Source organism: Staphylococcus agnetis (assembly GCF_011466855.1).
Taxonomy (GTDB): Bacteria; Bacillota; Bacilli; order Staphylococcales; family Staphylococcaceae; genus Staphylococcus; species Staphylococcus agnetis.
The window spans coordinates 1,704,565-1,729,944 of sequence record NZ_CP045927.1 but is presented as its reverse complement, the minus strand read 5'-3'; the positions used below and the strand labels follow the sequence as shown (position 1 = coordinate 1,729,944).

The window sequence follows — 25,380 nt, the reverse complement described above, 5'->3', positions numbered from 1 at the left end:
GTGGCGCATATCAATATTCATCTCAGTAAAATTAAATATAACGCTCTATTATTAAAGCGTATGCTTGATGAACGCGGTATTAATATGGTACCGGTACTTAAATGTGTCGCAGGTGATTCGCAAATCGCAAAACTATTTGAAACGTTACCTTTTCAGTGCATAGCAGAATCACGACTGAACATTATTTCTGAACATTATGGAACATTGAATTACGTCATGATTAAGGGGGCTATGCCATCTGAAATATCGACACTTGTGTCACAAACATCAATGAGTATTCAAACTGATATTAATGTCATTCGTCGTATTAACTTAGAAGCGAAAAAACAAAATAAGCGCCATCAAATTTTACTAATGGTAGATTGGAAAGATGGTAGAGAAGGTCTATTGACTTATGAAGCGGTGGACTACATTAATGAAGTAATGCGCATGGATCATGTATTTTTGAAAGGGTTAGCATTTAATTTTATGTGTTATCGAGCTATGCCACCAACGGAGGAAGATATCAGTTATATTGAACACTTTTTAAATAGTGTTGAACAAGAAACAGGTTTTATTTTTACAACAATCTCTGGTGGTAATTCGAGTATGTTAACGTTAGCAATGTATCATGATTTAGGTCCTATTAATGAATTACGTATAGGTGAAGCATTATTCAGAGGATATGAAACAGCGCATAACCAACGACTTCCATTTTTATATGATGATGCGATTGAGCTTGTAGGTCACATTATTGAAATTAAACCGCGATTGAATTTATCCACACATCAACCTTACATGCAAGCACTTGTAGATTTTGGAAATTTAGATACAGTTGTAACAGAAATAACACCGGTGGATTCGAAAGTGAAAATTGTAGGAAGTACAAGTGATTTATTATTAATAGATTTAGATGAAACACATGGCTATCAAATTGGTGATGTAATGACGTTTAAATTAGGATATGCTGCGCTTGCACATAGTATGCATGCACCACATCTCTCCAAACGTTATCTCAATGATACTGGCATCGACTTAATGTTAGAAAATTTGAACAGTACAAAAGAAAATAAAATTTTGAATAGATATTGACATTGAGAATCATTATCAATTAAAATGTATGAGGTAAGGCGAATTACATAAGAAAAGGAGAATGTCATTGTGAACATTAAAAAAGCATTATGTTTATTCACATTGGTAGCATTCATCATCACTCTTGCTGCATGTGGTAACGTGAGTGATTCAGGTAACTCAGACAATAAGAGTACTAGTGATGGTAAAGGCGTTGAAATAAAGCATGAAGGAGGAACTACAACGGTTAAGGGTGAGCCTAAACGTGTTGTAGCGCTTGAATATTCATTTGTTGATGCGCTCGTTTCACTAGGAGTTAAACCTGTAGGTATTGCAGATGATGGTAAAAAAGGAAATATTATCGCACCGATTAAAGATAAAGTGGGCGACTATAAATCAGTTGGCGCACGAAAACAACCTAACTTAGAAGTTATTAGTGAGTTAAAACCAGATTTAATTATTGCTGATGCTAACCGTCATAAAGGGAATTATGAGCAATTAAGTAAAATTGCACCAACAATTATGTTACCTAGTTTAGATGCAGATTATAAAGATAATATCGAAGCATTCAAAACGATAGCTAAAGCATTATCTAAAGAAAAAGAAGCGGATAAGCGCTTAGAAGAACATAAACAAACAATTGAAAAATATAAAAAAGAAATTACAATGAACAAAGACTTAAAAGTTTTACCAGCTGTTATTTCACAATCTGGATTTTTAGCGCATTCAGATAAATCCTATGTAGGTCAATTTTTATATGAATTAGGGTTTAAAGAAGCGCTAACGAAAGAGGTTGAAGATCAATTACCTGAGTATTTAAACGCACCATATTTAAATATGAACTCAGAACAACTTGCAGAAGTGAACCCTGAACGTATGTTCATCATGGTTAATGGCGACAAAGATCCTCACTATGCTAAAATGAAAAAAGATCCAGTTTGGAAAGACGTTAAAGCTGTTAAAAACAATCGTGTACACATCGTAGATAGACAAACTTGGGCGAAGTTCCGTGGTTTGATTTCTTCTGAAGAAATTGCGAAAGAACTCGCTGAAATTTCGAAAAAAGAACAAAAATAAACGTATTATAAATACGTTTGTAACATGTAATTTTTATAAAAAAGGTGATTTCTAATGTCTAAGCTGTCACATTCAAACTTTAAAGAATATCACCATGGAAAACGCACAACGCTCACATTTATTGTGAGCGTCTGTTTTCTTATTATTGCAATATATCTTAATCTTGCAATCGGTGCATCTAAAATCTCGTTTCAATCGATGTTGGACTATATGTTTCAACTAAAAGATACGAAAGATACTTTCTTAATACATAACGTACGCATGCCAAGGATGTTAGCAGCAATACTTATTGGTGCAGCACTTGCAGTGGCAGGGGTGTTAATGCAATCTATTACACGAAATCCCCTTGCCTCACCGCAAATATTTGGCGTAAATGCTGGTGCCTCATTTGTCGTTGTTTTGATTACAGTGTTATTGCCATCATTGGCACAATATACAGTGATTTATGCATTTGTCGGTGCATTTATTGGTGGCTTAACCGTTTACCTATTAGCTGGAACAACGAGAGGGATGACACCTGTTAAACTTGCACTCGCTGGTATGACAATACATTTATTTTTTACGAGTTTAACGCAAGGAATTATATTATTAAATGAAGATGCGACAACAACCGTCATGTTTTGGTTGGTTGGTGCATTACATACGATTAAATGGCCGGATATCATTCATATTCTACCTTGGATTATGACGGGGTTAGTCATGGCATTATTTTTAGGAAGACAACTCGCTATTTTAGAATTAGGTGATGAACTTGCGAAGGGACTCGGTCAAAATACACAACGTGTACGTGCCATAGCCGGACTCATTGTCGTCGTTCTAGCCGGTGCTTGTGTATCTATTGCCGGACCAATTGGTTTTGTGGGTCTTATTGTGCCACATATCGTGAAGTATTATTTGAATCGAAATTATTTTTTAATAATCTTGTTATCTATGATTATCGGCGCTAATTTACTTTTAATTTCTGATGTGGTGAGTCGTTTGATCGCTTTTCCATTTGAATCTCCAGTAGGAATTGTGACTTCATTTATAGGCGCATTGTATTTCTTATGGATTACAATGAGAGGAGTGAAAGCACGATGAAATTAAAGTTATCCAAGCGCTATCTCATTATTGTATTTCTATTAATCATAGTTTCTATTTTAAGCCTAAGTGCAGGGGCTGTATGGATTGCTCCTAATCAAGCTTTAAAAGAAATGTGGACGGGTGAAAACTTCATTTTAACTGAATACCGTATTCCACGCATGATTTTAGGCATTGTTGTAGGGGCGGCATTAGCGATTTCTGGTGCAGTCATTCAAGGCGTGATTCGAAACCCTTTAGCTTCGCCAGATGTTATAGGGATAACAAAAGGTGCCAGTCTTGCGGCAGTCATCGTTATTATTTTGTTTCCTAAAGCACCGTTGTACGTATTACCATTTGCTTCATTTGTAGGTGCTGTTGCTATAAGTATTATATTATCGTTATTAATTAGCTATAAGGGTGTGAAAGGTTCGCAACTCGCGCTTATAGGTATGGCAATAGGCGCTATTGCGATGGCGATTGTCCAGTATTTATTAATTCGAAACCCTATGGAGGCAAATATTGCGCTCGTATGGTTAACGGGTAGCTTATTTGGAAGAACATTTGATCATGTCTTGGTGATTCTGCCGTGGATTATTGTTGCAGTCCCTATTATTTTAATGTATTGCAGGAAATTAGATTTATTAGATTTAGGAGAAGATGTAGCAACAAGTTTGGGCACTCATGTAAACCGTACAAAAATGATATTACTTATTACAGCAGTAATGCTCGCAGGCGCTTCAATATCCGTGGTCGGTGGTTTGAGCTTTTTAGGATTAATCGCACCACATATCGCACGGAGTATAGTTGGACATAAACATCTTCATATTGTTTTAATGTCAGGTTTAATAGGCGGCCTATTGATGGTCTTCTCGGATGGTCTTGCGAGAGCAATCGCACCACCAATTGATATTCCAGTGGGGGTATTAATTGCTATTATAGGTGCGCCATATTTCTTATACGTATTACGAAAAATATAAAAATAAAAATGTCGTCAAGTATTGACGGCATTTTTTTGGTTGATCTGAGCTTCTCTCTTTTATATGTCATAGAATTGGGTATCAAAAAAGCAATCCATTTCGGATTGCTTTTTTGATGTCAACGAATTGTTAACGTTTATATTTATTTAGTTACTTCGTTATAAACTTTTTTGTCGTTGTGCGTATAAATAATGTATTGATGGTCATCCGTATCAATGATTACACGGTTCGTTTTGCCAAATGTAGATCCAATACGAGAAACTGTTTTTTCTTCAGTGCTAGGGAATGCGTGAATATCTTGATCCTCAGTCACGTTTTTGATTTGGTCGTTTGGAATACGGATATCTGCAACTCTCCATTGGATTTGTACTTCTTTGTCGTTTTTCTTAACTGTCATAGCCATTTGACTGACACATCCTTTTCCTAATTGATGACTATAGTGTAACCGATTTCTTAAAGAATTGCAAGAGAAATGTGTTATACATTTTACAAATGTGACATACTAATTGAAATACGAAAATATGTTCGTGTTTTGATTGAAGATATGGTATACTAAGTCATTGAAAAATGTAGAGATAAAGGAGTTAGAAATGACTGGAAAAACGCATTCCTCTGCGGGCTTACTCATTGGAGCTATGGTAGCTACACATTTTGAACTTGATCTGTTTGAATCTGTGACAGCCATTGTTATAGCTGGTATTGCTAGTATATTTCCTGATATTTGTCATACGAGGAGTAAAATAGGTCAACGATTAAAAATTTTGAGCTTTATCGTCAAACATTTGTTTGGCCATCGTACATTTACGCATTCGTTGTTATTCATTATTCTCAGCTATTATCTATTAACACTAATTGAAACACCGCTTTACTATATGATTAGCATTATTTGTGGTATGCTTTCACATGTAATATTAGATATGTTAACCCCTAGAGGTGTACGTTTATTATTTCCATTACCAATACGTGTGCGCTTTCCGATACATTTTAGAACGGGAGGCTTAGTGGATTTATCTTTAGCTTCAACATTTACGCTATTAACTGTATACATATTATTCGAAACACCGATTAAACGCGTATTGATGACTTGGATTTAAATAGAAATGTACGTTGAAAAGAATTTATGAATTAAAGGAGCGTATAATTATGCTTGAAAAAAGTAAATTGGAAAAATATCATCAACAGCATTTATTAGAATATGAGAAGATGATGAGCCAAAACGAAAAAGATAGACTTGAAGAACGCCTTAATGCACTTGACCTCGCTGAGATTCAAAAATTGTATCATGATGTCTATGTACAACGTCAAACAATTAGTGATGTATCTGCGATTCAAGAAGTTGACTATGTACGAAAAAATGATTTCGATGACGCATTACGTCATAAGTATGAACAAAAAGGGTTAGAAGCTATTCGCAATCATCAATTTGCTGTGTTATTAATGGCGGGTGGTCAAGGGACGCGTCTTGGATATAAAGGGCCTAAAGGCTCATTTAAAATCAAAGGAACGAGTCTTTTTGAATTACAAGCACGTCAATTAATACGTTTACATGAGCTTACAGGTACACATGTTGACTGGTATATTATGACAAGCGACATTAATGATGTAGAAACACGTCAATTTTTTGAAACAAATGACTATTTTGGATACGACCCATCACACGTTTATTTTTATAAACAAGATACCATTGTAGCTTTAAATGAAGAAGGACGATTGATTCTTAATCATGAGGCTCAAATTATGGAAACACCAAATGGAAATGGTGGTGTTTTTAAAGCACTAAAACGCGCGGGATATTTAGACCAAATGACTGAACGTGGGAATCGTTTTATTTTTGTAAATAATATTGATAACGTACTTGTACGTGTATTAGATCCAATATTTGCTGGATTTACAGCATACTACGACAAAGATGTAACATCTAAATCAATACAACCTAAACCGGGTGAAAGTGTTGGTCGTCTTGTCAGCCAAGATGGCCAAGATGCAGTATTAGAATACTCTGAGCTTGACCCAGAAGTGGCTGATCGTTTTGAAAATGCGAATATTGGTATTCACGCTTTTAAAACGGATTTTATAAACCGTGTTGTCGACGAACCATTGCCATATCATTTAGCTATTAAGCAACTAGAACAACTTGATGAGGATTTTGGTATTGTGAAACGACCGACGTTAAAGTTTGAACTGTTTTATTTTGATATTTTTAAATATGCGCAATCTTTTATCACGTTACAAGTTTTACGTGACGAGGAATTTAGCCCTTTAAAAAATAAAGAAGGTAAAGATAGTGTTGAAACAGCTACAAATGATTTAATACGATTAAACATTATTGAATAGGGGTGATATAATGTCGCAAATGAAGCCCACTAAAGTTGCAAAAAATAAATTAAATGCGTTTAAAGAAATGAATCCACTCTCTTTTGGAGAGGAAGTCGGTAATGCAGTATCACATGGATTTGCGGCATTATTAATGCTCATTGCACTGCCATATGCAGCCGTTCATAGTTATATTTCTACAGGCGTAACGATGTCAATCAGTGTATCTGTCTTCGTAATAAGTCTCTTTTTAATGTTTATGTCATCTACGGTGTATCATACGATGCAACAAGCATCATCACATAAGTATGTTTTACGAATCATTGATCATAGTATGATATATGTCGCTATTTCAGGAAGTTATACGCCTATATCATTAGTGCTTGTCGGTGGATGGTTAGGTTGGACAGTAATGATTTTACTATGGGGGATAACGATATGGGGCATTTTGTATAAAGCGTTATCTACGCACGTTAACCCCAAATTAAGTTTGTTTATCTATTTGTTTATGGGTTGGGTTGGTGTTATCTATTTTCCAATCATACTTAAAGAGCAAGCTTGGATATTTTTATTGTTTATAGTATTAGGTGGACTTGCTTATACCATTGGTGCATGGTTTTATGCTCAAAAAAACAGACCGTATTTTCATATGATATGGCATATTTTTATTTTAATAGCGTCCATATTTCATTTTATCGGAATTGTTTATTTTATGTAGGTGGGATGTAACATGTTTTCAAAGTACACATCCATTATGATGGGGTTAACCCTGTTATTACTATTTCAAATATATTTTGCTTTTTATTACTTATTTGGCGAGGGGGCAATGCAGAGTTCGCCAATATTAGGTGTAATATCGCTCATATTTGCAGTTGTTGTTATTGCTATCATGATAGCAGTGAGGCATTATTTTAAAAATCATAATTAATGATAGACGAATCTCTCTATAAAATTAGAGTGATTCGTTTTTATTACGATGCTTTTTATCTTATAGTAATAAATGAAGTGGTATGGAAGGTGGATACATTATGAAAATGAAACAGTTCAATGTGATTATGTCATTAGTATTAATCATGTTTATGTCAGCCATTGAAACGACTATTGTTTCCATTGCTTTGCCAACTATGCGTCATGATTTACGTCCAGATGTTTCTATCGCCTTTGTTTTTACTGTGTATTTTATAGGTATTGTAGTGGCCATTCCACTTATTAGCGAACTCATGTCTCGGATTGAAATTCGTGTGATTACATTGTTGGGTTTAAGTTTATTTATCGGTGGTAGTCTATTGGCTGGTTTTAGTCACACTTTTGACATATTATTGTTGTCGCGTTTTATACAAGGTATTGGCGCAGGTATCAATATGTCACTCGCCCAAATTGTACCAAAGTTAGCTTTTGCTATACCTTTTAGATACAAAGTAATGGGTATAGTAGGAAGTGTGTGGGGGATTTCGAGTATTATCGGTCCCTTTATAGGTGGATTTATCTTAGAATGGACAACTTGGCACTGGCTCTTTTTTATAAATGTTCCCATTGGAGCGATCGCATTTATATTAGTCATCATCAGTTATCGCTTAGAGGCAGAAACGACCGAAAAACATGTCGTTGATTATAGAGGCATATTACTCTTTTATATATTTATAGGATGTCTAATGTGGACGGTTATGACATATCAAATGAATTTGTTGTATGTTGGTGCGTTGTTACTACTCATTTTCTTTAGCATTGGGTTAATACATTATTATAAAAAGAAACCGCATGCCTTTATATCTATAAAAGAATTCACACCTAAAATTCGGCTTGCATTTATAACCGATATAATGATAGCAGCCATATTAATAGGATTTAATGTCTTTATTCCATCATATCTACAGGATGAATTTCATTACTCTCCTTTACAGAGTGGATTAATCATATTTCCTTTATCAGTAGGATGGCTTTTAATCAATTTTACATTAGACTACATTGAGCAATATGTATCTATCAAGACGTTTTATGTGACATTATTAATCTTTTTATTTTTAGCAAGTTTAAGTGTGAGTTTGAATGTAAACCACCCCATACTCATTGCAATCACAGTATTTTTTGCAGGTATGGGATTCGGGAGTGCATTCACTAAAGATAGCGTATTAGTCCAAGAGGGTGTATCACAAGGACAAATGAAAAAAATGATGTCTTTATTTACACTGAATCGTAATTTAGGTAATGCGATGGGTTCTGCAATAATGGGAACTGTGTATAGTATGTCCGTGGCATTTTTAAATGTTCCTATACAACACGTTATGGCATTAGCTATGCTATTGCTCAGCGTTTTATGGGTGATATGGCAACAACACAAGACGATATAAGTTTAACGTAAACGATTCATTACGTAATGTGAGGAGGATAGAATTTGAAGAAAAAATTTAATTTAATCAATATCCTTACGTTACTAGTAATTATGATGATTTTTATCATTTCAGGTGGAATATTTTTAACATTACTTGCATTTGGTCTATTTGGACTCAGTCGAATATTGATCTTTTTACATTTAGCAAAATTTACATTCAATGAAGGATTTTACGACAACCTTTTTTATTATGGTAGTTATATATTATTAGGTTATTTTCTCATCTATTGTATTGAGTATGTGATGGATATATTGAAAAAGAAACTTTATCCTAACCCTTATTTACAAGGTATGACATTTCATCTCATTACTTATACAATTATTGTTTTCTTATTTTATTTCATCGTACATGTGCATTTTTCCCATATTCATATAGATTACTGGGTATTGATGATTATTTTTGCATTTCTTTATATGTGTAAAGAAATTTTTTATCCTGACTCAGAAAATTTATATCATAACCGCAAATAGTAAGAGATAAGAAGCTATAAGTGGCAGCTTAGTTTTATATTAAGCGATGTCATTTATAGCTTTTTTATTATCTCAAACAAACATTTTGAGTGCTTCAAATGAGAAGTGTAAAATAAAATTGAATATGAACATTTTAACATTTAAGTTAATGTATGAAAAAAGTCAAATAAACATTACTAATGTTGAAGGATGATGGATTACTTAGAAAGTAATTGATATATAGTTATTCATCATTTCTGGGAAAAGTGCACTGAAACATCAAACAATGGCGTCATATGAAGTGTTATATTGAAAAACTATAGTCAGTCAGGGATACCGGGCTAGGGGAAATGAGGTTACAAGAATGACATCTAATCAAATTGGGAAGGAAGCGCGTAATATCATCGTAGCAGTTATGTTAATTAGTGCGTTTACTGCGATACTTAACCAAACACTTTTAAATACAGCTCTACCAGATATTATGAAGGGATTAAATATTAACGAAAGCACATCGCAATGGCTTGTTACAGGTTTTATGTTAGTGAACGGCATAATGATTCCCTTAACAGCCTATTTTATGGATCGTATACAGACACGAACACTTTATATTATTGCGATGGGAATTTTCCTTTTAGGTTCTATCATTGCTGCACTAGCACCTAATTTTGCGATATTAATGACAGCAAGAGTCATTCAGGCAATGGGAGCTGGCATAATAATGCCTTTAAGCCAATTTACTATGTTTACACTATTTCCTAAAAATCAACGAGGATTTGCAATGGGGCTATCTGGTTTAGTGATTCAATTTGCTCCTGCAATAGGTCCAACCTTATCAGGTGTACTTGTAGACCATTTTTCATGGCGTGTACCTTTATATGTTGTTGTAGTTGTAGCAGTAATTGGTTATATTTTTGGTTTTAAATATATGCATAATTTTAGTACAACGAAATCTGTAAAGTTGGATAAACCTTCAGTAATGTTATCGACATTAGGGTTTGGCTTAATGTTGTATGCTTTTAGTATTGCTGGTACAATCAGTTTCCAACATCCTATCGTTATTATGAGTTTAGTTGTAAGTATGATTATTATCGGCGCGTTTATAAAAAGACAATTGACAATCACAAACCCAATTTTACGGTTAGAAGCTTTTAAAAACCGTACGTTTGCATTAACGTCAATTGCTTCCATGATTGCTTTTACATCCATGGTAGGTCCAGCACTCTTAGTACCGATTTATATACAAAACGTACTTGAACTATCAGCCTTTTTGTCAGGATTAGTCGTTTTACCTGGAGCGATTATCAACGGCTTAATGTCTGTTGTTACTGGAAAAATATATGATAAAGTAGGCGCGCGAATACTTATCATTCCTGGATTTACATTGTTATTGATTACGACATTCATGTTCAGTCAAATTACAGCGCATACCTCTTATACGTATATCATTATTGTATTTACAATTCGTTTAATATCTATTTCATTTATAATGATGCCTCTAAATACTGCTGGTATCAATGCACTTGATAATGACATGGTGTCTCATGGTACAGCTATAATGAATGCATTACGAACAATTTCAGGTTCGATGGGTACAGCCATTATGGTTACCGTTATGGCTATCGGAACATCATGGTATATACCAGATAACACAATTGCGAAAACGATGGTTCATAGAGAGGCAATGGCGTTTGGTGTTGATGCGGCATTTTTTGTTGCTTCATTGATGGTATTCATTGGATTGATAATTAGCTTGTTTATACATGATCGTAATAAAGTGAAGAAAAATGCTGTGTAACCTAATTTTACAATAGTGAACAAAAATGATGCATATACCTTATTTTGAAATGATATCTTTGTTAAAATATATTTAAAATGTGTACTAAAGGAGATGGCGGATGTGTTAACACAAGAGCAAGTTAAAACTATCGTAGGTGAAGTGATTGACCCTTCAGTTAACGTACCTTTAAAAGAGACGGAAGGTTTGTTAGAAGTCTCTATTAAAGAAGAGAAGGAACATGTGAGTGTTAAAATAGCGATGGCACAACTAGGGGGGCAACAACAGCTCGACTTACAAATGGCAATAGTTGAGAAGTTAAAAGAAAACGGTGCTAAAACAGTAGGAATTCGTTTTGAAGCCTTACCTGAAGAAAAAGCTCAAAAGTTTCAAGATTCAAATGAAACAAAGCAACAAACTATTGAGGAATTTCTAGCACAAGGCAATGATTTAGAGTTTATCGCTATTGCATCAGGTAAAGGTGGTGTTGGCAAATCTACAGTATCCGTAAACTTAGCAGTTGCGCTAGCACGTGCTGGAAAACGTGTGGGACTCATTGATGCTGATATTTATGGGTTTAGTGTTCCTGATATGATGGGCATAGATACGAAACCTAATATTGAAGGGAAATCGGTTGTCCCTGTGGAGCGCCACGGTGTTAAAGTCATTTCAATGGCGTTTTTCGTCGAAGAAAATGCCCCGGTGATTTGGCGTGGTCCTATGTTAGGTAAAATGCTGACAAACTTTTTTACGGACGTTAAATGGGGAGAGCTCGATTATTTAATCCTTGATTTACCGCCTGGTACAGGAGATGTCGCGCTTGATGTACATACGATGTTACCGTCCAGTAAAGAAATTATCGTTACGACACCACACCCAACTGCTGCATTTGTAGCAGCAAGAGCAGGTGCTATGGCGAAACATACAGATCATAGTATTTTAGGTGTAATTGAAAATATGTCATATTTCCAAAGTAAAGAAACGGGGAATAAAGAATACATTTTTGGTCAAGGTGGCGGTCAAAAATTAGCTGATGAACTACAAACAGATTTGTTAGGACAATTGCCTTTAGCACAGCCGTCATGGAAACCTGCTGATTTTTCTCCATCAGTATATCAACCAGAAGATGAATTGGGTCAAATTTATCTTAATATGGCGCAAAAAATTATCGAAAAAACGAAAAAATGATCTTTATGACTATTTGATTCATACAAAGAGTAGGTTAGAACCTTTATGGTTTCTTCAATCTACTCTTTTTTTGTGGGTTAAAGTTAATATACGTGTAAATAGCATAGAATAAGTGTAAAGAAAAACCTTGTCTTTTTATTACAACCTGATAGAATAAGTTCTTGTGAGCACGACAACTGCTTACAATCGAAATTAACTAAAAAAAGTTAAAAATAGTTGTTGACTTTGATTGCTGAAGTTGCTATTATTAAAAAGTCGCTGAAAACGACAGAAACATTTCGAAAATAATATTTCAATAGTGTAAAAGTTACCATTGAAATCGAAAAAGAAATGTTTTAAAATTATAAAAGTCTTGTAAATAACTTGTAAAGAACATTAAGCTGTGATAAGATATTCGAGACTTGAATGAACATTGAAAACTGAATGACAATATGTCAACGTTAATTCCAATAATTTTGAGTACGTAATGTACTTTCAAGAGTGATTGGCTTAACCAATCAACGAGCTATATCAAGCTTACTTCTTTTATGGAGAGTTTGATCCTGGCTCAGGATGAACGCTGGCGGCGTGCCTAATACATGCAAGTCGAGCGAACTGACGAGGAGCTTGCTCCTTTGACGTTAGCGGCGGACGGGTGAGTAACACGTGGGTAACCTACCTATAAGACTGGAATAACTCCGGGAAACCGGGGCTAATGCCGGATAACATGTTGAACCGCATGGTTCAACAGTGAAAGACGGTCTTGCTGTCACTTATAGATGGACCCGCGCCGTATTAGCTAGTTGGTAAGGTAACGGCTTACCAAGGCGACGATACGTAGCCGACCTGAGAGGGTGATCGGCCACACTGGAACTGAGACACGGTCCAGACTCCTACGGGAGGCAGCAGTAGGGAATCTTCCGCAATGGGCGAAAGCCTGACGGAGCAACGCCGCGTGAGTGATGAAGGTCTTCGGATCGTAAAGCTCTGTTGTTAGGGAAGAACATATGTGTAAGTAACTGTGCACATCTTGACGGTACCTAACCAGAAAGCCACGGCTAACTACGTGCCAGCAGCCGCGGTAATACGTAGGTGGCAAGCGTTATCCGGAATTATTGGGCGTAAAGCGCGCGTAGGCGGTTTTTTAAGTCTGATGTGAAAGCCCACGGCTCAACCGTGGAGGGTCATTGGAAACTGGAAAACTTGAGTGCAGAAGAGGAAAGTGGAATTCCATGTGTAGCGGTGAAATGCGCAGAGATATGGAGGAACACCAGTGGCGAAGGCGGCTTTCTGGTCTGTAACTGACGCTGAGGTGCGAAAGCGTGGGGATCAAACAGGATTAGATACCCTGGTAGTCCACGCCGTAAACGATGAGTGCTAAGTGTTAGGGGGTTTCCGCCCCTTAGTGCTGCAGCTAACGCATTAAGCACTCCGCCTGGGGAGTACGGTCGCAAGACTGAAACTCAAAGGAATTGACGGGGACCCGCACAAGCGGTGGAGCATGTGGTTTAATTCGAAGCAACGCGAAGAACCTTACCAAATCTTGACATCTTTTGACCGCTCTAGAGATAGAGTTTTCCTCTTCGGAGGACAAAATGACAGGTGGTGCATGGTTGTCGTCAGCTCGTGTCGTGAGATGTTGGGTTAAGTCCCGCAACGAGCGCAACCCTTAAGCTTAGTTGCCATCATTAAGTTGGGCACTCTAAGTTGACTGCCGGTGACAAACCGGAGGAAGGTGGGGATGACGTCAAATCATCATGCCCCTTATGATTTGGGCTACACACGTGCTACAATGGACAATACAAAGGGCAGCGAAACCGCGAGGTCAAGCAAATCCCATAAAGTTGTTCTCAGTTCGGATTGTAGTCTGCAACTCGACTACATGAAGCTGGAATCGCTAGTAATCGTAGATCAGCATGCTACGGTGAATACGTTCCCGGGTCTTGTACACACCGCCCGTCACACCACGAGAGTTTGTAACACCCGAAGCCGGTGGAGTAACCATTTTGGAGCTAGCCGTCGAAGGTGGGACAAATGATTGGGGTGAAGTCGTAACAAGGTAGCCGTATCGGAAGGTGCGGCTGGATCACCTCCTTTCTAAGGATAATATACGGAATATCGCCTAAGGCGATAAGGAATAACGGAGACATATTGTATTCAGTTTTGAATGCTCATTTTTGAGGATTCAACATTGTACATTGAAAACTAGATAAGTAAGTATAGATTTTACCAAGCAAAACCGAGTGACAAGCGAAAAGCTTGAAACAAAAAATTATCGCTAGTCGTCGACAGACGACTCACAATAATTAATAACTGGTGGATGGTAAGTAGTGCATATGTTATAGATACGATAAACGTGAATTGAAAGCGTTTGTCAGTCTATGAATCACAAACAAGAGCGAAGGCGCTTACTTTTGTAAGTAACTGAGCGATTTGTGCCGTGATGAAGCAGAATGCGAACGCTTATCAACACGTTTAGATTAAGTTATTAAGGGCGCACGGTGGATGCCTTGGCACTAGAAGCCGATGAAGGACGTTACTAACGACGATATGCTTTGGGGAGCTGTAAGTAAGCTGTGATCCAGAGATTTCCGAATGGGGGAACCCAGCACGAGTTATGTCGTGTTATCCGCATGTGAATACATAGCATGTGAGAAGGTAGACCCGGAGAACTGAAACATCTTAGTACCCGGAGGAAGAGAAAGAAAAATCGATTCCCTGAGTAGCGGCGAGCGAAACGGGAAGAGCCCAAACCAACAAGCTTGCTTGTTGGGGTTGTAGGACACTCTGTACGGAGTTACAAAGGAATACGTTAGACGAATAACCTGGAAAGGTTAATCATAGAAGGTAATAATCCTGTAGTCGAAAACGTATACCCTCCTGAGTGGATCCTGAGTACGGCGGAGCACGTGAAATTCCGTCGGAATCTGGGAGGACCATCTCCCAAGGCTAAATACTCTCTAGTGACCGATAGTGAACCAGTACCGTGAGGGAAAGGTGAAAAGTACCCCGGAAGGGGAGTGAAAGAGAACTTGAAACCGTGTGCTTACAAGTAGTCAGAGCCCGTTAATGGGTGATGGCGTGCCTTTTGTAGAATGAACCGGCGAGTTACGATCTGATGCAAGGTTAAGCAGAAAATGTGGAGCCGTAGCGAAAGCGAGTCTGAATAGGGCGAATGAGTATTTGGTCGTAGACCCGAAACCAGGTGATCTACCCTTGGTCAGGTTGAAGTTCAGGTAACACTGAATGGAGGACCGAACCGACTTACGTTGAAAAGTGAGCGGATGAACTGAGGGTAGCGGAGAAATTCCAATCGAACTTGGAGATAGCTGGTTCTCTCCGAAATAGCTTTAGGGCTAGCCTCAAGTGATGATTATTGGAGGTAGAGCACTGTTTGGACGAGGGGCCCCTCTCGGGTTACCGAATTCAGACAAACTCCGAATGCCAAATAATTTAACTTGGGAGTCAGAACATGGGTGATAAGGTCCGTGTTCGAAAGGGAAACAGCCCAGACCACCAGCTAAGGTCCCAAAATATATGTTAAGTGGAAAAGGATGTGGCGTTGCCCAGACAACTAGGATGTTGGCTTAGAAGCAGCCATCATTTAAAGAGTGCGTAATAGCTCACTAGTCGAGTGACACTGCGCCGAAAATGTACCGGGGCTAAACATATTACCGAAGCTGTGGATTGTCCTTTAGGACAATGGTAGGAGAGCGTTCTAAGGGCGTTGAAGCATGATCGCAAGGACATGTGGAGCGCTTAGAAGTGAGAATGCCGGTGTGAGTAGCGAAAGACGGGTGAGAATCCCGTCCACCGATTGACTAAGGTTTCCAGAGGAAGGCTCGTCCGCTCTGGGTTAGTCGGGTCCTAAGCTGAGGCCGACAGGCGTAGGCGATGGATAACAGGTTGATATTCCTGTACCACCATGATTCGTTTTAAGCGATGGGGGGACGCAGTAGGATAGGCGAAGCGTGCTGTTGGAGTGCACGTCTAAGCAGTGAGACTGAGTGTTAGGCAAATCCGGCACTCATTAAGGTCAAGCTGTGATGGGGAGAAGAAACATGTTTTCTTCGAGTCGTTGATTTCACACTGCCAAGAAAAGCCTCTAGCTAGAAGATTGGTGCCCGTACCGCAAACCGACACAGGTAGTCAAGATGAGAATTCTAAGGTGAGCGAGCGAACTCTCGTTAAGGAACTCGGCAAAATGACCCCGTAACTTCGGGAGAAGGGGTGCTCTTTGAGGTTCACGCTTCGAAGAGCCGCAGTGAATAGGCCCAAGCGACTGTTTATCAAAAACACAGGTCTCTGCTAAACCGTAAGGTGACGTATAGGGGCTGACGCCTGCCCGGTGCTGGAAGGTTAAGAGGAGTGGTTAGCATTAGCGAAGCTACGAATCGAAGCCCCAGTAAACGGCGGCCGTAACTATAACGGTCCTAAGGTAGCGAAATTCCTTGTCGGGTAAGTTCCGACCCGCACGAAAGGCGTAACGATTTGGGCACTGTCTCAACGAGAGACTCGGTGAAATCATAGTACCGGTGAAGATGCCGGTTACCCGCGACAGGACGGAAAGACCCCGTGGAGCTTTACTGTAGCCTGATATTGAAATTCGGTACAGTTTGTACAGGATAGGTAGGAGCCTTAGAAGCGTGAGCGCTAGCTTACGTGGAGGCATTGGTGGGATACTACCCTAATTGTATTGGATTTCTAACCCGCAACTCTTATCGAGTTGGGAGACAGTGTCAGGCGGGCAGTTTGACTGGGGCGGTCGCCTCCTAAAGAGTAACGGAGGCGCTCAAAGGTTCCCTCAGAATGGTTGGAAATCATTCATAGAGTGTAAAGGCATAAGGGAGCTTGACTGCGAGACCTACAAGTCGAGCAGGGTCGAAAGACGGACTTAGTGATCCGGTGGTTCCGCATGGAAGGGCCATCGCTCAACGGATAAAAGCTACCCCGGGGATAACAGGCTTATCTCCCCCAAGAGTTCACATCGACGGGGAGGTTTGGCACCTCGATGTCGGCTCATCGCATCCTGGGGCTGTAGTCGGTCCCAAGGGTTGGGCTGTTCGCCCATTAAAGCGGTACGCGAGCTGGGTTCAGAACGTCGTGAGACAGTTCGGTCCCTATCCGTCGTGGGCGTAGGAAATTTGAGAGGAGCTGTCCTTAGTACGAGAGGACCGGGATGGACATACCTCTGGTGTACCAGTTGTCGTGCCAACGGCATAGCTGGGTAGCTATGTATGGACGGGATAAGTGCTGAAAGCATCTAAGCATGAAGCCCCCCTCAAGATGAGATTTCCCAACTTCGGTTATAAGATCCCTCAAAGATGATGAGGTTAATAGGTTCGAGGTGGAAGCGTAGCGATACGTGGAGCTGACGAATACTAATCGATCGAAGACTTAATCAATTTAGTTCATAAGGTGATGCTTGTGAAACCAATACTTACTATCTAGTTTTGAATGTATAATCATTCATTTTACGAAGTGACATGTTCGAATACGAACGTTTGCCACACCGTATTTTACGAAGTGAAAACGTTTGTCACGAAGTAAAACATTGTTTGGTGACAATAGCAAAGAGGCCACACCTGTTCCCATGCCGAACACAGAAGTTAAGCTCTTTAGCGCCGATGGTAGTCGGACTTACGTTCCGCGAGAGTAGGACGTTGCCAAGCATAAGATTAATCCACAGTAGCTCAGTGGTAGAGCTATCGGCTGTTAACCGATCGGTCGTAGGTTCGAGTCCTACCTGTGGAGCCATGGCCCCTTGGTCAAGCGGTTAAGACACCGCCCTTTCACGGCGGTAACACGGGTTCGAGTCCCGTAGGGGTCATTCATAGATGGAGAATTAGCTCAGCTGGGAGAGCATCTGCCTTACAAGCAGAGGGTCGGCGGTTCGAACCCGTCATTCTCCACCATTTTATGAAAAGCATATCTGGAGGGGTAGCGAAGTGGCTAAACGCGGCGGACTGTAAATCCGCTCCTTCGGGTTCGGCAGTTCGAATCTGCCCCCCTCCACCATTAATGGGCTATAGCCAAGCGGTAAGGCAACGGACTTTGACTCCGTCACTCGCTGGTTCGAATCCAGCTAGCCCAGCCATAAGAGCCATTAGCTCAGTTGGTAGAGCATCTGACTTTTAATCAGAGGGTCAGAGGTTCGAATCCTCTATGGCTCACTTACTGACCTTATCTTTGGATAAGGTCTTTTTTTATTCTATATTGTTTTAACGGTTAGTGATGAGTCTCGCTGACCGTTTTTTAATGTAGTCAACTGCAATCTACTATAGTGAGTGCATTGTGCACGAACTCCAATCATGATAACTACTATTATTTATTATTTAATAAAAAAGTGATATGTATAAAAAGACGTATTTTTATGCATAAATCATAGTATGTTAAGTAAATGTATCGATAATCATTCATTTTACTTAATATCAATAAATAGAAGGACCTTATAATTCCTATACTGGCGCTTGATTAAGCATATATGAAGCTTTATGATGAGCATAAGGTTGTATGCATCGACATAGGGGATGATGTGATACAATCAATAATTCGAAGGGGTCATACGTATGAATAAAACGATAGAAATTATTGGTGCACCTACGACTTTTGGTCAAAAAAAACTAGGTGTCAATTTCGGTCCTGATGCAATTCGATATGCAGGTGCCGTTGCGCGGTTAAAACGTATTGGTCATACTGTTATTGATAGCGGTAATGTTGATACACCACAAGTAGACTTAGAGAAGTTTCATTCAAAACAACAGGGTTTACAAAATTATGATGAGATCTTGACGTTCTCAGAAACTCTAAAGAATAAAGTCTCTGAGAGTATTGAAAATAATCATTTTCCAGTTATTCTCGGTGGCGACCATTCATTAGCAATTGGTTCAATTTCTGGAGTCAGTGAACATTATAAAGAATTAGGTATTATTTGGTATGATGCACATGGTGATTTAAACCTTCCTGAGGAGTCACCTTCTGGTAATGTCCATGGTATGCCACTTCGTGTATTAGCAGGAGAAGGAGAAGAGGCATTAGTACAACTTGGAGGATTTGCACCTAAAGTAAAACCTGAAAATATTGTATTAATTGGAATGCGTGATTTAGACTTTGGCGAACGTGAGTATATTAAGAAACATCAAATTAAAACGTACACGATGGCAGAAGTTGATGAAATGGGAATCAAAAAGGTCATTAGTGAAACGATTGATTATTTAAAAGATCGTACTGATGGCGTGCATTTATCTTTAGATGTTGATGCATTAGACCCAGAGGAAACGCCAGGTACTGGGACAAAAGTGTTAGGCGGTCTTACGTATAGAGAAAGTCACTTTGCACTAGAACAACTACAAAAATCAGGTCTTATTACTTCAATGGATCTTGTCGAAGTAAATCCTTTACTAGATGTAGGTAATAAAACGGCAGAACAAGCCGTCGCTTTATTAGGCTCGTTCTTTGGAGAGAGTTTGCTATAGACATATAAAAAGGTGAATTGGAATCATGAGGGGTTAAGCTAACAAGGTTAACCCCTCATGATTTTTATATAGAAATTTGATGGAACATAATATTGGTATATGACAGTGGCTAGTTTGCTTGGTATAATATGGGATATGGGAATAGATTACCGGAGGAGATGCTATGCAAATTTCTAACCTCTTTCAAAACTTAAGTACGCTTGAGGTCATCACTGGTATTCTAGATTTATTAATTGTATGGTATGTCATTTATCTACTTATCACTGTTTTTAAAGGAACGAAAGCAATTCAGTTGTTAAAGGGAATTTTATTTATATTAGTAGGTAAAGGTATCAGTGAATATTTACAGTTAACGACGACTTCAAGACTATTTGATTTAGTCATGCAATGGGGGTTCCTTGCAATTATTGTTATTTTTCAACCTGAGATTAGACGTGCGTTAGAACAACTTGGAAGAGGGAGTTTGTTCAAACGTTATGCGATGACATCTTCAGTAGAAGTGCCTAAGCTTGTTGAATCAGTTTCTAAATCTGTTCAATACATGGCAAAACGACGTATTGGCGCTTTAATTGTTTTTGAAAAAGAGACCGGATTACAAGATTACATAGAAACAGGTATTCCGATGCACTCAGATATTTCACAAGAGTTATTGATTAACGTGTTTATTCCTAATACACCGTTACATGATGGTGCGATGATTATTCAAGGAGATAAAATTGCGACAGCAGCAAGTTATTTACCTTTATCAGATAGCCCTAAAATTGCGAAAAGTTTAGGAACTAGACATCGTGCTGCGGTAGGTATTTCTGAAGTTTCAGATGCTTTTACAGTAATCGTATCTGAAGAAACAGGATCAATCTCTGTCACATTTGATGGGAAATTACGTAAAGATATCTCTATTGAAGCTTTTGAGGAACTTTTAACTGAACATTGGTTTGGATCACATTTTACGAAGAAGGGCGTGAATTAAATGTTTGAATCTAAATGGGGACTACGTTTTTTTGCATTTATCCTCGCGCTATTGCTTTTTCTTTCTGTGAATAATGTGTTTGGTGAATCTTTTAGTACAGATCGTATTTCGAATGATGGTAATAAAACGATAAAAAATGTACCTGTTGAAGTCATTAATAATAATAAAAATTTATACGTATCAGGGGCTCCGGACAGTGTAGATGTTGAATTGAGTGGGCCACAGTCTAAAATTTTGCAAGCCCAAAAAATTGAGGATTATAAAGTGACATTAGATGTTTCAGATGCGAGTCCAGGTGAACATTCGGTTGACTTTCAAGTGCGCGGTTTAGATAAAGATATCAATTATCGTGTCTATCCGAAAGAAGCATCGCTTTCAATTGAAAAGAAAGAAAGTAGAATGATCACAGTTGAACCTAACACAAGTCCATATGCTGTGGATCCGAATTATAAAATTAAAGATGAATCGGTGTCACCTAGAACTGTTAAAGTTGTGGGTGGTAAAGAACAACTTGATAGAATCGCTTTTGCAAAAGCAAGTTACACCAATGATAATGGCATCTCCGAAAAAACAACTGCTCAAGCAAAAGTAGCTGTATTTGATAAAAATATGAATAAATTAGATGTTCAGATTGTGCCTTCTTCAGTAGATTTGACGGTCGATGTGGAACCCTATCATAAAAAAGTAAAAGTTAAAGTTATACGAAAAGGAAATCCACAAGACGGTACAACGATTTCTGATGTGAGTCTCAATAAAGATACCATAGAAATATATGGCAATCGTAAAGACCTCGAAGACATTGAAGATATCACTGCACATGTGGACGTTAATGGTGTTTCAGAAACGACAAATAGGGAAGTTAAACTAGACTTACCACCTGGTGTAACACATGCAAAACCTTCTACGGTGGAAGCGAATATTAAAGTAAATTAACGATGAGATAAAAGGAGAAATGAAATATGGGTAAATACTTTGGTACAGACGGTGTAAGAGGTGTTGCCAACCAAGAGTTAACTCCAGAACTTGCATTTAAATTAGGACGATATGGAGGTTATGTTTTAGCGCATAATCAACATAAAGACCATCCACGTGTACTTGTAGGTAAAGATACACGTGTATCAGGCGAAATGCTTGAAAATGCATTAATTGCAGGTCTCGTATCAATAGGCGCTGAAGTTATGCGCTTAGGTGTCATTTCGACACCAGGTGTAGCCTATTTAACAAGAGAAATGGGAGCAGAATTAGGTGTTATGATTTCTGCATCTCATAATCCAGTTGCAGATAATGGGATTAAATTTTTTGGCTCCGACGGATTTAAATTATCGGATGATCAAGAAAATGAAATAGAATCACTTTTAGATCAAGATCACCCTGATTTACCAAGACCTACAGGGAATCAAATCGTGCATACTTCAGATTATTTTGAAGGAGCACAAAAGTATTTAAGCTATTTAAAGTCTACTGTAGATGTGAACCTAGAAGGTCTTAAGATTGCACTCGATGGTGCACATGGTTCTACGGCTTCATTAGCACCATTTCTATTTGGTGATTTAGAAGCAGACACTGTTACGATGGGTTGTAACCCAGATGGCTATAATATTAACGATGGTGTAGGTTCCACACATCCTGAAGCTTTAGCTGAAAAAGTGCGTGAGACTGAAGCAGACTTTGGTTTAGCATTTGATGGTGATGGGGACCGTTTAATTGCGGTTGATGAATATGGTAACATTGTTGACGGTGATCAAATCATGTTTATAATTGGTCAAGAAATGGCCAAAAATCATGAATTAAATGATAACATGATTGTTTCTACAGTAATGAGTAACTTAGGCTTTTACAAAGCTTTAGAAAATGAAGGCATTGCCTCTAATAAGACAAAAGTTGGCGACCGTTACGTTGTTGAGGAAATGCGTCGTGGTAATTATAATCTAGGCGGAGAACAGTCTGGTCATATCGTAATGATGGATTACAACACGACTGGTGACGGTCTTTTAACAGGGATACAATTAGCTGCAGTTGTGAAACGTTCAGGTAAATCTTTAAGTGAACTTGCAGCACAAATGAAAAAATATCCACAATCACTCGTCAACGTGCGTGTTTCTGATAAACATGGTGTTGAGCAAAATGCCGATGTTAAAGCAGTCATGCAAGAGGTTGAAAGTGAAATGAATGGTGAAGGTCGTATTTTAGTGCGTCCTTCTGGTACAGAACCGCTTGTTCGCGTAATGGTTGAAGCTAAAACAGATGAAGATGCCGAACGTTTTGCTAAGACGATTGCCGATGTGGTTGAAGCGAAAATGGGATTATAACATAAAACCAGTGAACATGACCTTGTTCACTGGTTTTATTTAAAATGTACATTTATTTACCAAATCATTTATTAGGATTGACACTTAATTATTTCTTAAAGGAATTTTAAAAGTAGACCAACAATTATTTGCATTGCATCAAGATTAAAGTGTAAAATAAGTTATATTGTTTAGGAAGGAGGATAGAGGGTACAACAATAAAAGCGCCAGCACAAGTTAATGATTTAACGAAACGCAATATCTTAATAACAGAAGGTAATTGCGGTTAATGACTGACTTGTAGACGAGGAGGATAGTGATCGAATTAGTTCGGCGGATGCTATCCCGGATGTGGCTCATTCGTTAGCTTATTAATTAAATCGAAAAGGTGACTTTTCGGACAAAGTTAATAAGATCGCCAATTACATGCTTTAAAAATAGTAATAGAAAAACGATGCTTTTATTCAATGATTAAGTCTCATCATTAAAGCAGAATGATGACCTTAACCATTGATATGTCTAAGCACCGTTATTTCAATGTGGAGGAAAATAATTATGTGCGGAATTGTAGGTTATATTGGATCGCAAAATGCGAAAGAAATTTTATTACGAGGACTTGAAAAATTAGAATATCGTGGTTACGACTCAGCAGGTATCGCAACACGTGATAGCGAAGGTGTGACGGTAACGAAAGCACAAGGTCGTATCGCAGAATTACGTAAAGAAGCTGAAAAAGCTGGTGACGGGGCAACAGGTATTGGTCATACACGTTGGGCGACACACGGTGTGCCTAGCTATGAAAATTCACACCCACACCAGTCTTCAAGTGAACGTTTTACACTTGTTCATAATGGTGTTATTGAGAATTATGAAGAGTTAAAACAACAATACATTCCCAATGTTGATTTAAAATCAGATACAGATACTGAAGTCATTGTTCAGCTTGTTGAGCATTTTTCTAATGAAGGTTTATCAACTGAAGATGCATTTACGAAAGTAATTAGTTTATTACACGGATCATACGCACTGGGCTTATTAGATAGTGAAGATGCTGATACAATTTATGTGGCTAAAAACAAATCACCTTTACTTGTTGGTATAGGTAATGATTTTAATGTCATTGCTTCAGACGCATTGGCGATGATTCAAGTTACTAGTGAATATAAGGAATTAAAAGACCAAGAAATCGTACTTGTACAACGTAATCATGTTTTAATTAAAGATTTAGAAGGTAATAAAATCGAACGTGAGAGCTATACTGCTGAAATTGATGCCTCAGATGCTGAAAAAGGTGTATACAGCCATTACATGTTGAAAGAAATTCATGAGCAACCAGCTGTAATGCGTCGTATTATCCAAGAGTATCAAGATGAGCAAGGTAACTTGAAAATTGACCCGAAAATCATTAAAGATGTCCAAGCTGCGGACAGAATTTATATTATTGCGGCTGGTACAAGTTATCACGCAGGTTTAGTAGGTAAAGAGTTTATTGAAAAATGGGCAGGCGTACCTACAGAAGTTCATGTTTCATCAGAATTTGTTTATAATATGCCTTTACTATCAGAGAATCCATTATTTATTTATATCTCACAATCTGGAGAAACAGCAGATAGTCGCGCAGTTTTAGTAGAAACGACGAAACTTGGGTATAAATCATTAACGATTACGAATGTTGCAGGTTCAACATTATCTCGCGAAGCTGACCACACGTTATTATTACATGCTGGTCCAGAGATTGCGGTTGCCTCAACAAAAGCGTATACGGCTCAAATCGCTGTATTATCTATTCTTTCTCAAGTTGTTGCGAAAGAACATGGTCGTGAAGCGGATATTGATTTATTACGCGAACTAGCGAAAGTGACTACAGCTATTGAAACTATCGTAGATGACGCACCTAAAATGGAGCAAATTGCGACAGATTTCTTAGAAACAACGCGCAATGCATTCTTCATTGGTCGTACAGTTGACTACAATGTAAGTCTTGAAGGTGCATTAAAATTAAAAGAAATTTCTTACATTCAAGCAGAAGGATTTGCAGGTGGGGAATTAAAACATGGAACGATTGCGTTAATTGAAGATGGTACACCAGTTATCGCATTAGCTACGCAAGAAGGTGTTAACCTATCTATTCGTGGTAATGTAAAAGAGGTTGTAGCACGTGGTGCACATCCATGTATTATTTCAATGGAAGGCCTTGAAAAAGAAGGGGATACGTATGTCATCCCTCGTGTACATGACTTACTTACACCGTTAGTATCTGTTGTAACGTTACAACTTATTTCTTATTATGCGGCATTACACCGTGATTTAGATGTGGATAAACCACGTAATTTAGCAAAATCAGTTACAGTTGAATAATACGATTTAACCCATGAAGACGGCGTTCAG

General features: G+C 38.3%; 17 protein-coding genes, 6 tRNA genes and 3 rRNA genes. 25 read left to right on the top strand and 1 reads right to left on the bottom strand.

Features of this window, described 5'->3' with window-relative positions:
* The 4 genes from GJE18_RS08825 to GJE18_RS08810 all read left to right on the top strand — a co-directional run bounded on the left by GJE18_RS08825 (position 1) and on the right by GJE18_RS08810 (position 4,166).
* Positions 1 to 1,071 carry an alanine racemase gene (locus GJE18_RS08825; RefSeq protein WP_107368894.1) on the top strand — a complete coding sequence of 357 codons (1,071 nt, stop codon included), beginning with the start codon at positions 1 to 3 and terminating at the stop codon, positions 1,069 to 1,071.
* 69 nt (positions 1,072 to 1,140) lie between these two features.
* The gene (locus tag GJE18_RS08820; RefSeq protein ID WP_037567192.1) at positions 1,141 to 2,127 is read left to right on the top strand and encodes an ABC transporter substrate-binding protein; all 987 of its coding nucleotides are present in this window, start codon (positions 1,141 to 1,143) and stop codon (positions 2,125 to 2,127) included.
* 54 nt (positions 2,128 to 2,181) lie between these two features.
* A complete protein-coding gene (locus GJE18_RS08815; protein WP_107368895.1) occupies positions 2,182 to 3,207 on the top strand; it encodes a FecCD family ABC transporter permease in 1,026 nt (341 codons plus the stop codon).
* Positions 3,204 to 4,166: a FecCD family ABC transporter permease gene (locus GJE18_RS08810; protein ID WP_060551578.1), complete on the top strand. Its 963-nt coding sequence runs from the start codon at positions 3,204 to 3,206 to the stop codon at positions 4,164 to 4,166. The genes GJE18_RS08815 and GJE18_RS08810 overlap by 4 nt, the downstream gene beginning before the upstream one ends.
* Positions 4,167 to 4,308: 142 nt before the next feature.
* Here the strand turns inward: GJE18_RS08810 and GJE18_RS08805 are convergent, their stop codons facing one another.
* Positions 4,309 to 4,569, bottom strand: coding sequence for a SunI/YnzG family protein (locus tag GJE18_RS08805; RefSeq protein WP_037567200.1), 261 nt, complete (start codon positions 4,567 to 4,569; stop codon positions 4,309 to 4,311).
* 187 nt (positions 4,570 to 4,756) lie between these two features.
* On the opposite strand from GJE18_RS08805, the gene GJE18_RS08800 reads away from it, so the two are divergent.
* The 21 genes from GJE18_RS08800 to glmS all read left to right on the top strand — a co-directional run bounded on the left by GJE18_RS08800 (position 4,757) and on the right by glmS (position 25,350).
* Positions 4,757 to 5,260: a metal-dependent hydrolase gene (locus GJE18_RS08800; protein ID WP_107376438.1), complete on the top strand. Its 504-nt coding sequence runs from the start codon at positions 4,757 to 4,759 to the stop codon at positions 5,258 to 5,260.
* Between the two features lie 49 nt (positions 5,261 to 5,309).
* Positions 5,310 to 6,500, top strand: coding sequence for a UTP--glucose-1-phosphate uridylyltransferase (locus GJE18_RS08795; RefSeq protein ID WP_107368897.1), 1,191 nt, complete (start codon positions 5,310 to 5,312; stop codon positions 6,498 to 6,500).
* Positions 6,501 to 6,519: 19 nt separating this feature from the next.
* Positions 6,520 to 7,197, top strand: a complete 678-nt coding sequence (trhA, locus tag GJE18_RS08790; RefSeq protein ID WP_060552501.1) for a PAQR family membrane homeostasis protein TrhA — start codon at positions 6,520 to 6,522, stop codon at positions 7,195 to 7,197.
* Between the two features lie 310 nt (positions 7,198 to 7,507).
* Positions 7,508 to 8,827, top strand: a complete 1,320-nt coding sequence (sdrM, locus tag GJE18_RS08785; protein WP_165886135.1) for a multidrug efflux MFS transporter SdrM — start codon at positions 7,508 to 7,510, stop codon at positions 8,825 to 8,827.
* A 44-nt stretch (positions 8,828 to 8,871) separates the two neighbouring features.
* Entirely contained in the window at positions 8,872 to 9,339 is a 468-nt protein-coding gene (locus GJE18_RS08780) for a SepA family multidrug efflux transporter (RefSeq protein WP_037567211.1), read from the top strand.
* Positions 9,340 to 9,682: 343 nt separating this feature from the next.
* Positions 9,683 to 11,113, top strand: coding sequence for an MDR family MFS transporter (locus GJE18_RS08775; RefSeq protein ID WP_107376439.1), 1,431 nt, complete (start codon positions 9,683 to 9,685; stop codon positions 11,111 to 11,113).
* A 102-nt stretch (positions 11,114 to 11,215) separates the two neighbouring features.
* A complete protein-coding gene (locus GJE18_RS08770; RefSeq protein WP_060551572.1) occupies positions 11,216 to 12,280 on the top strand; it encodes an Mrp/NBP35 family ATP-binding protein in 1,065 nt (354 codons plus the stop codon).
* 524 nt (positions 12,281 to 12,804) lie between these two features.
* Positions 12,805 to 14,356, top strand: a 16S ribosomal RNA gene (locus GJE18_RS08765).
* Between the two features lie 381 nt (positions 14,357 to 14,737).
* Positions 14,738 to 17,664: ribosomal RNA gene (locus GJE18_RS08760) — 23S ribosomal RNA — on the top strand.
* A 152-nt stretch (positions 17,665 to 17,816) separates the two neighbouring features.
* Positions 17,817 to 17,931, top strand: a 5S ribosomal RNA gene (rrf, locus tag GJE18_RS08755).
* The 16S, 23S and 5S rRNA genes sit together here with 6 tRNA genes alongside, the layout of an rRNA operon.
* Positions 17,932 to 17,941: 10 nt before the next feature.
* Positions 17,942 to 18,016 (top strand) — tRNA-Asn (locus GJE18_RS08750).
* A gap of 1 nt (position 18,017) precedes the next feature.
* Positions 18,018 to 18,089, top strand: a tRNA-Glu gene (locus GJE18_RS08745).
* Between the two features lie 9 nt (positions 18,090 to 18,098).
* A tRNA-Val gene (locus GJE18_RS08740) sits at positions 18,099 to 18,174 on the top strand.
* A 19-nt stretch (positions 18,175 to 18,193) separates the two neighbouring features.
* Positions 18,194 to 18,277: transfer RNA gene (locus GJE18_RS08735), tRNA-Tyr, on the top strand.
* Positions 18,278 to 18,281: 4 nt separating this feature from the next.
* Positions 18,282 to 18,356: transfer RNA gene (locus GJE18_RS08730), tRNA-Gln, on the top strand.
* 3 nt (positions 18,357 to 18,359) lie between these two features.
* Positions 18,360 to 18,432 (top strand) — tRNA-Lys (locus GJE18_RS08725).
* 396 nt (positions 18,433 to 18,828) lie between these two features.
* Positions 18,829 to 19,734, top strand: a complete 906-nt coding sequence (rocF, locus tag GJE18_RS08720) for an arginase (protein ID WP_107365881.1) — start codon at positions 18,829 to 18,831, stop codon at positions 19,732 to 19,734.
* Positions 19,735 to 19,897: 163 nt separating this feature from the next.
* The gene (cdaA, locus tag GJE18_RS08715) at positions 19,898 to 20,704 is read left to right on the top strand and encodes a diadenylate cyclase CdaA (RefSeq protein ID WP_037568037.1); all 807 of its coding nucleotides are present in this window, start codon (positions 19,898 to 19,900) and stop codon (positions 20,702 to 20,704) included.
* On the top strand, positions 20,705 to 21,637 hold the full coding sequence (locus GJE18_RS08710; RefSeq protein ID WP_037568039.1) for a CdaR family protein: 933 nt from the start codon (positions 20,705 to 20,707) through the stop codon (positions 21,635 to 21,637).
* A gap of 26 nt (positions 21,638 to 21,663) precedes the next feature.
* Positions 21,664 to 23,013, top strand: coding sequence for a phosphoglucosamine mutase (gene glmM / locus GJE18_RS08705; protein ID WP_060551570.1), 1,350 nt, complete (start codon positions 21,664 to 21,666; stop codon positions 23,011 to 23,013).
* Positions 23,014 to 23,547: 534 nt separating this feature from the next.
* Positions 23,548 to 25,350: a glutamine--fructose-6-phosphate transaminase (isomerizing) gene (glmS, locus tag GJE18_RS08700; RefSeq protein WP_060551569.1), complete on the top strand. Its 1,803-nt coding sequence runs from the start codon at positions 23,548 to 23,550 to the stop codon at positions 25,348 to 25,350.
* Positions 25,351 to 25,380 lie beyond the last annotated feature (30 nt).